General features: G+C 50.8%; 8 protein-coding genes. 5 read left to right on the top strand and 3 right to left on the bottom strand.

The window, feature by feature from the left end; translation table 11 throughout:
- From ACJAZW_RS14530 to ACJAZW_RS14545, 4 genes are all read left to right on the top strand, one after another.
- Positions 1-391 (top strand): helix-turn-helix domain-containing protein (locus tag ACJAZW_RS14530; RefSeq protein WP_415159362.1); only part of this gene is annotated, 391 nt, incomplete at its 5' end.
- Positions 392-535: 144 nt separating this feature from the next.
- Complete coding sequence (locus ACJAZW_RS14535; protein ID WP_415159364.1) at positions 536-1537, top strand: C4-dicarboxylate TRAP transporter substrate-binding protein; 1002 nt, start codon at positions 536-538, stop codon at positions 1535-1537.
- A gap of 105 nt (positions 1538-1642) precedes the next feature.
- Positions 1643-2290 carry a TRAP transporter small permease subunit gene (locus ACJAZW_RS14540; RefSeq protein WP_415159366.1) on the top strand — a complete coding sequence of 216 codons (648 nt, stop codon included), beginning with the start codon at positions 1643-1645 and terminating at the stop codon, positions 2288-2290.
- Positions 2287-3693, top strand: coding sequence for a TRAP transporter large permease (locus ACJAZW_RS14545; RefSeq protein ID WP_415159368.1), 1407 nt, complete (start codon positions 2287-2289; stop codon positions 3691-3693). The genes ACJAZW_RS14540 and ACJAZW_RS14545 overlap by 4 nt, the downstream gene beginning before the upstream one ends.
- Positions 3694-3766: 73 nt before the next feature.
- On the opposite strand, the gene ACJAZW_RS14550 is transcribed toward ACJAZW_RS14545, so the two are convergent.
- A complete protein-coding gene (locus tag ACJAZW_RS14550) occupies positions 3767-4507 on the bottom strand; it encodes a helix-turn-helix transcriptional regulator (RefSeq protein WP_415159370.1) in 741 nt (246 codons plus the stop codon).
- 132 nt (positions 4508-4639) lie between these two features.
- Here ACJAZW_RS14550 and ACJAZW_RS14555 point away from each other — a divergent pair, with 132 nt between their 5' ends.
- Positions 4640-6850: an autotransporter domain-containing protein gene (locus ACJAZW_RS14555; protein ID WP_415159372.1), complete on the top strand. Its 2211-nt coding sequence runs from the start codon at positions 4640-4642 to the stop codon at positions 6848-6850.
- 65 nt (positions 6851-6915) lie between these two features.
- On the opposite strand, the gene ACJAZW_RS14560 is transcribed toward ACJAZW_RS14555, so the two are convergent.
- Together ACJAZW_RS14560 and ACJAZW_RS14565 are read right to left on the bottom strand one after the other, a co-directional pair.
- The gene (locus tag ACJAZW_RS14560; protein WP_415159374.1) at positions 6916-7245 is read right to left on the bottom strand and encodes a hypothetical protein; all 330 of its coding nucleotides are present in this window, start codon (positions 7243-7245) and stop codon (positions 6916-6918) included.
- A 5-nt stretch (positions 7246-7250) separates the two neighbouring features.
- Entirely contained in the window at positions 7251-7883 is a 633-nt protein-coding gene (locus ACJAZW_RS14565; RefSeq protein WP_415159376.1) for a hypothetical protein, read from the bottom strand.
- Positions 7884-7959: the final 76 nt, after the last annotated feature.

Genomic DNA, 7959 nt, shown 5'->3' on the forward strand with positions numbered 1-7959 from the left:
TCCACTATTGTTTGAACACTTTTTACAAAACTACTCTGAGCTTTACGAAACGGAGGTGCCAGGGGTCACCGCAGAAGACACCGCCATCCTCATTGCGCATGACTGGCCGGGTAATGTGCGCGAGCTGCGCAATGTCGCAGAACGGCTGGTCCTCGCTTCGCGGCGTGGCGCAGGCACAGTCAACCAAGCCCTGCGGGTACAAAACGACATGGGCGATGTACCCGAAACATTGCGCGAAGCCGTAGCTGCATTCGAACGCACTCTCATCGCCAAAGCCATCCGCACCCACAAGGGAAAAATGGACGCAGTTGCCGAGGCGTTGGGCATTGGCCGCCGTACCCTGAACGAAAAAATCGTTAAACTGAACCTCAACAAAGACGATCTTTTGTAGGCCATCCCCGCCCTGCGGTTTTCCGCAAAGCGCCCCACCATCCTCCATGCAGTTTTCTTCATAGGCAAAGCCCACCCAACGGCTAGGATGCCAACAACGCGATCCTATGTGGCTCGCGTTTGGGATTTTTTTTGGGAGGAAGATATGAAGACTTTGGTAAAGGTTGCAATTGCGACCACACTGACATTTGGCTTTGCCGCAGAAGCAATGGCCGTTGAATGGAATGTATCACTTTGGGGTAAGCGCCGGGCGTTCACTGAGCACGTTGAAAAACTCGCTGAGCTTGTCGCAGAAAAAACCAATGGTGACTTTACGCTCAATATTTCTTACGGCGGTTTGTCAAAAAACACCGAAAACCTTGACGGCATCTCCATCGGCGCTTTCGAGATGGCGCAATTCTGCGCCGGTTACCACGCAGACAAGAACCCATCCATCACGGTGCTTGAATTGCCGTTTTTGGGTGTAAGCTCGCTTGAGCAGGAAATCGCCGTATCAATGGCGGTTTACAATCACCCAGCGACCAAGGCGGACCTTGCGCGCTGGAATGCAACATTGTTGATGCCTTCACCTTTGCCACAATATAACTTTGTGGGCGTCGGCGATGCACCACGCACCGTTGCAGATTTCGCGGGCATGACGGTTCGCGCAACTGGCGGTATCGGCCGCGCCATGGAATCAGTCGATGCTGTTCCAAACTCAATGTCTGCGACCGAAGTGCGCCAGGCCCTTGATTCAGGTGTTGTGAAAGCTGTGTCTTTTGCACCGCACGCCCACATGTCATATGGCACGATCGAAAGCGGCAAATGGTGGACCACAAACCTTAACCCCGGCACCGTGAATTGCCCGGTTGTGGCCAACACAGATGCATTGAACGATCTGTCTGATGCAAACCGTGATGCGCTACTAAGCTCAATTCCTGAAGCCCTTGCCCATTATGTTGATTTTTACAATAACGACACAATGGCTGCTTGGGGCCCAGCGCTTGAGAAACGTGGAATTGAAAGCGTGACCTATTCAGACGAAGAGCTGGCAGCGTTCCGTTCCGCGGCGGGTGGCATTGCGCAAGATTGGGTTGAAAGCAACACAGCCAAAGGTCTTCCAGCACAAGAACTGCTCGACCTCGTATTAGCAACACTCTCAAACTAAACATGCCGACAAAGTTCACCCGGCCGCGCCGAGCAATGCGTGACGCCGGGTGAATTTTATCTACACTGGCTTTGAAGTTGATACTTCATACTGGGGGGAAACAAAATGGCAGGTGCTTCATCTGTTTTAACCGACGACAGTTGGCTTTCAAAATTTGACCGCAAACTCTATAGAATCGAAGGCGCATTGGCCTTCATTGGCGGCCTTGCCGTCTTTTCACTAATGCTTATGGCCGTGGCATCAGTCGGCGGACGTAATTTTCTCAACCGCCCACTACCCGGCTACGTGGACTGGATACAACAAGCCATGCCACTGATCGCTTTTGTGGGCATCGCATATACCCAACGCGATGGCGGCCATATCCGCATGGATATATTGGTTGGCAAACTTAAAGGTCGACCGCTTTGGACAGCGGAATTCATCTCAACAGCTGTCATGTTGCTCCTTATGCTATTGCTGATGTGGGGCTCTTGGGCGCATTTCGCACGTTCATTTGATTTAGCAGCTCCCATGTGGAGCCGCGATTCCTCGATGGATATTGGCATTCCGCTTTGGCCGACGAAGCTGCTTGCTCCATTTGCATTTTTCATTCTCTCAGTACGGCTTTCTCTACAACTTTGGGGCTATGGCCGCGCGCTGCGCACCGGCACTCATGAACCCGTTGCTGTTCCCCTAATTGAAGATGCGGCAACTCTAGCCGCCCGCGAAGCCGAACACGTTTCAGGCTTTGATGAACCGGAGGACGCCAAATGAGTACGATCGATATTGGCCTCGTCATCACGGGCCTCATGCTTATCATGGTGTTGATCGGGGTGCGTGTCGCTTTCGCCGCCGCGTTTGCAGGTCTCACCGGTTTGATTTGGATTTTTTGGTCCAAAAAGGGCTATGATCCAAACCAGTTTTTCTGGGCACTGGAAGTGGCCACGAAAACCGCAGGGCAAGTCCCACACTCAAAAGTGTCATCACAAGCCCTGTCGCTCATCCCAACCTTCATCTTGATCGGTTATCTTGCCTATTATGCGGGCCTCACCAAGGCGCTCTTTGAGGCAGCAAAACGATGGGTCGGATGGTTACCAGGCGGCATGGGTGTTGCAACGGTTTTTGCCACCGCAGGCTTTGCAGCAGTCTCAGGCGCATCGGTTGCCACTTCTGCTGTATTTGCCCGCATCGCCATCCCCGAAATGCTCAAAATCGGCTATGACAAACGCTTCGCAGCCGGTGTTGTGGCTGCTGGTGGCACGTTGGCATCGCTTATCCCACCGTCTGCAATTTTGGTGATTTACGCCATTATTGTCGAACAAGACGTCGGTGCATTGCTGCTTGCTGGCTTCCTGCCTGGTGCGGTTTCAGCCCTCATTTACGGCGGCATGATTGTCCTAATGGCGACATTCAACAAAAACCTCGGCCCACCCGTTACTGGTTATTCGTGGGGCGAGCGTTTCAAGTCGTTGCCTCCGGCGATGCCGATTGTCCTTGTCGTGATCATCATCATTAGTTTCATCTACAACCCGTTTGGCGGCGATGCATGGGGCACACCTACAGAAGGCGGTGCAATTGGCGCGTTCGTGATCTTTGTAATGGCGCTAATCCACGGCATGCGGTGGCGGCAATTCAAAGACGCATTGATGGAAACCGGAAAACTGGCGGTGATGATTTTCACCATCATTTGGGGCGTTCTGATCTTTGTGCGTTTTTTGGGCTTTGCCGATCTACCGGGTGCCTTTTCAAATTGGATCAGCACGCTGGAGCAAAACCCAATGCTGACGCTGATATTTATCCTGCTCGCTTACGCAGTACTCGGCATGTTTATGGACGCCATCGGGATGCTGTTGCTCACTTTGCCCGTCGTGTTCCCCGCGGTCATGGCATTGAATGGCGGAATTGATGTCACAGCCGCCGATAGTGCATTCGGTATGAACGGTTGGGGTTTTGCAATTTGGTTTGGCATTATTGTGGTGAAAATGGCAGAACTCTGTCTCATCACCCCACCAATTGGGCTCAATTGCTTCGTGGTGGCGGGCGTGAGGTCGGACATATCTGTGCAAGATGTGTTCCGTGGCGCGTCGCCATTCTTCATTGCTGACGCTGTAACGATTGCCGTGCTCATCGCATTCCCCGGCATTGTGCTGTGGTTGCCAAGCTTACTGCTGGGGTAAGTATAGGCCGCAAATAAACTGCCGGGACAGGCCCGTTCCGGCAGTACTCAAATCGTTAAACAAACAACAGCGGCTAATGCTCAATCAATGCATAAAATTCATGCAAAAGATTCTTTTGGCTGCTCACCTGACATTTACTCAAGATGTTGCGCACATGCCACCGCACTGTCCCATAGCTCCGGTCACTTGATTTAGCAATCTCACGCAAAGAGCGCCCGGACAACAATGCGCCAAGCACTTCTACCTCTGCATCCGTCAGACCATAATTCGCCCCAAACTCAATCAACCGCGTTTCATGATCAATCGCGCTCAGCTCACTATCGCGCACCAACGCCAGCAGATAGCGCATGAACAATGCCAGCCGCTGCTTTTCAACATCGTCAAAATCACTCGCGTCCTCGCCGCGCCAAACCGTTAGCGACAACACCGAACCACTGGGCATCAATGCAGGTGCAATCATTAAGTAAAACACATTGTGTCGCTGCATAAATGCATAGAAAGGCCCAAGTTCACGCACTTGCGCATCGGAAAAATAGTCAGTCCGTCTATGCGGTTCAAGCGGGGTTAGATTACCTTCCTGCATTGGGCGCATCTGATAGAATCGGTTCTCAAAGAAATCGCGCATACATTCTGGGTTCGACGTCGCCAAAACCGATTCTTGCGCGCTCAGGCCAACTTCATCACCGTCGCAAATACGATAAAGTGCGAAATTGCAATCAAAAATCTTGCTGAATTCTGCTGAAAAGCCCGACCAATCATGTCCGTTGTCGAGATGACGTTGGGCGCAATCATAAAGTTTTTCGAGCGTGATCATTCAGTTTCCCTCGGGTACGCAACAATACCCAGAAAATTGACCACTTCAATTTCTATTTCGCCTCTCATTTGGCAGGCGTCAAGAAACAACAATCTGTTTATCGATTGTTTAACTTAGTTTTGTGGGGTTCAAATGCCGTATTGCAATCAAAAATCATACTCAAAATACCGCAGATCAAGCGCGGCCAAATCCATGCCTGCCGCTGTTTCAATTTTTGCAGGCATTGCGGCTGTCATGCTAACAGCGAACTCAAGCCAAGCGCAAAGTTTCACAGTGACAAACGGCGAAGTGTTGGGCACCGGAAAGTCCATGCTGAATGCGGGCGACAAAGGCGTTGTTGAACAGGGTGGTGTGATCTTTGTGCCCACAGCGGCCTCCGTCGGTATTTTCTCCAACGGTGCAGGTGCAATCGTTGAAAACCATGGCACTGTTACCATGAGTGGTTTTGCAGCGGCAGGGATTACAGCGTTTGGGGCAAACAATCAAGTGACCAACACCGGTATTGTAAACACCTTTTTGTCTTCATCTCACAGCATCTTTGTTGTGGGAGACGGCTCGGTGATCACCAACAGCGGAACAATAAACACTAAAAGCGATGACGCCATCGGCATTCTGGCGCAAACTGGTGCTGGTATCCAGATTGTCAATTCTGGCATGATCGACACCATTGGCACTGCTAGTTTTGGCGTGCATTCAACTGGTGCAAATGCAGCGATTTCCAACACGTCAACCGGTACCATCAAAACAACCAACGCTGCTGCCAGCGCAATAATTGCAACTGGCGATGGGTCCACCGTCACCAATAGTGGCACAATCAGCACAATGGGCACCTCCGCTTTCGGTATGCATGTAGTTGGCTCAGGCGGTGTCGCCGCAACCAACAATGGAACCATTACGACCACCGGCGATTTTGCCCCAGGCATAACTGTTTCGGGCAACAATTCGCAGGTAGCTGTGAATGGTAGGATCACAACAAACGGAGATAGCGCCTACGGCGTGAACGCGTTTGGCATGGGAACAAGTGTAACCCATAAGGGCACAATCAAAACCACTGGACCGTTTGCGGCAGGCATTCTGGTGGACGGACTAGATTCAAAAGTTGTGAACGCTGGACAAGTGTTTTCGGCGTCAGGCAACGCGATCGAGTTTTCCAGTGTCGCTGATAATGTGCTTAGACTATTACCCGGCACTGTGTTGCAGGGCGGGCTGGTGCTGGGGGCGGGAACTGATACTGTTGACGTCGCGAATGGTTTGTCGCTCCACTATACGTTCGACAAAGCCCCTGACATCCTCAACACCAATGGCGCGCCATCACTGGTGCAGGGCGATGTGGTAGATGTCATTGATACAACGAGTTTAGCCCATATCGATAATTCACTCGATAATCTGCTTGCAGGTACATTCAATATGCTCGCCGACCGCAAGGTCTTGGCCGCCAGCGTTTCTATGCAAGAAAACGCATTAGGTTATGTCCAAGCACCTGCGGACAATTGGCCTGAAGGAGCTGACTGGCAATCAACAGACCAAAGTGCTGTGTGGGCCAATGGTTTCGCTGGCCTACAAGCCAACAATGCTTCAGGTTCAGCAACCAGCGCAAATACTGTTTTTGGTGGCGGCGTAATTGGTGTTGAAACATTGCTGGACCCAGAGCTGATGGCTGGCGCTTTCGTTGGTTTCGGGGCCGCGCAACTCAACACACCGGGCACCACCCAAACTGTTGACACGAAGGGTCAGTATATCGGCCTTTACGGCCAGTTTGGCGACAGCATTGACCTTGCGCTTGCTGGTGGTGTTTTACAGCATTCTAGCAGTCGGCAAATTCTGAACAACTTGGTTGCATCAGGTATTGAAACGGTTACCGCCGATTTCAATGGCTATTTTGTTGCGCCGGAAGTGACACTCCACATGCCAGAGGCAGAAATCGCTGGCAACGCCGTTCGCACAAGTCTACGCGGCCGCTATACATTCCAACATATTAACGGCTACACCGAAAATGGTGCAGATTCAATTTTGGCCGTTAGTGCGCGCGACATTCACTCCCTAGATACGCGCCTTAATGTTGAAACCGATTTGGTAAAAACCAACCAAACGCAGATTGTTGCGCGTGTTGGCATTGACGGTCAATTCAAATGGGGTGCAAATTCTGTAACTGCTAACCTACTTGGAACAAACCTGACATTTGATCCAGGTGGCGCGTCCAACTCTGGTGCAGCCTTTATCGGCTTTACTGCAAATCAGAACTTAAATGACAGTGCCAATCTATTCTTTGATACAGAACTGAGCACCGGAACGGCACACGGGTTCAACGTCACCGCTCAGGCCGGTTTCAAGTCATCCTTCTAGTGTGATTTTCTGCAAAACAATCTCGGGCAGAGGCCGACAAGGCTTCTGCCCTTTAACGTCCAACACTAGAGCCTTGCCACACCCGAGTGGGTGGCATGCCAAGCAACAACTTTGCTGCCCAGGAAAAAATTAAACCCCAATTGATCGTCTTTTCGTTGCAACACGGTTTCGGTCAACAATTCAAAAACAGTGGTTCGTCCACCATCCTCAACAACAATCTCAAAATCTGGCGCAATCTTTGGATAAACATTCGGCCCCGGGAAAAAACGCATGAACAAGCGCGCGAACAATCCCGGTTGAACAATTGCTATTTCACTCGCCACTAGCTCCGCTTCCTTGTTCGAAAGTTGAACACTTGTTTTGGTTTGAAAGTCGGTAACGGTTACTTTTGCCATAGCGATCACCAATTCCCGTTCTTAAAGCTATTCCAACAGGCATTCCCTGTTGCATCGACTGAACCTGGATATGCAGTATGGGTCACCACATCATCATATCCGTAATAGGGGATGAACCCCAATGCCCATTTCCAGCGCCATCGCCTGGTTGATAGAATCTGCGAGCAATACTCACTGCCACTCGCGTGCACACCGGTCAGATAGCCTTTTGACCCGTAGACGCGGATTTGATATGCAAAGGTTGCCGCGTTAAAAGTGATTTGCCCAGCCAGTGCTTCCGCAATCGACCCGGAACCTGCGGCTGTTTTCAATCCCGTATTGCACCCCGCCAAGTAGATTTGAGCGGTGTCGCACCACGGCACTTTTTTCAGTTCAACTCCCCAAGCGGCCACATTGGCAACCCGCAAACTATCAACGACTACTGGATTGCCGTGCGCATTTATTTCTAAATAGTCGACACAGGCATTTGCGTTGGCAACAGAAAGTGCCTTAATTTTTGTGACCAAATCTGCAGCATCGGTATAACCATCAATAATGCTATGGCCACTTATCCCTTGCAGATACGAATGCTGATTTGGTTGCTCCGCTGCAGTAAAAGATTTGCGGTCGAAGGCAATTATCTTCAAAGTATTGACCATGACGCCCACCCTGACGAAGTTTACGTTCAATCCTTAAATATTGATTTCATCATAGTATCAATATGAAGCAACTTGC

Origin of the sequence: Maritalea sp. (assembly GCF_047634455.1) — a bacterium.
Taxonomy (GTDB): domain Bacteria; phylum Pseudomonadota; class Alphaproteobacteria; order Rhizobiales; family Devosiaceae; genus Maritalea.

Bases quoted from the DNA above. Each gene is read 5' to 3' on its own strand.
- ACJAZW_RS14535 (WP_415159364.1), top strand. From the start codon at position 536: ATGAAGACTTTGGTAAAGGTTGCAATTGCGACCACACTGACATTTGGC.
- ACJAZW_RS14540 (WP_415159366.1), top strand. From the start codon at position 1,643: ATGGCAGGTGCTTCATCTGTTTTAACCGACGACAGTTGGCTTTCAAAA.
- ACJAZW_RS14545 (WP_415159368.1), top strand. From the start codon at position 2,287: ATGAGTACGATCGATATTGGCCTCGTCATCACGGGCCTCATGCTTATC.
- ACJAZW_RS14550 (WP_415159370.1), bottom strand. From the start codon at position 4,507: ATGATCACGCTCGAAAAACTTTATGATTGCGCCCAACGTCATCTCGAC.
- ACJAZW_RS14555 (WP_415159372.1), top strand. From the start codon at position 4,640: ATGCCGTATTGCAATCAAAAATCATACTCAAAATACCGCAGATCAAGC.
- ACJAZW_RS14560 (WP_415159374.1), bottom strand. From the start codon at position 7,245: ATGGCAAAAGTAACCGTTACCGACTTTCAAACCAAAACAAGTGTTCAA.
- ACJAZW_RS14565 (WP_415159376.1), bottom strand. From the start codon at position 7,883: ATGGTCAATACTTTGAAGATAATTGCCTTCGACCGCAAATCTTTTACT.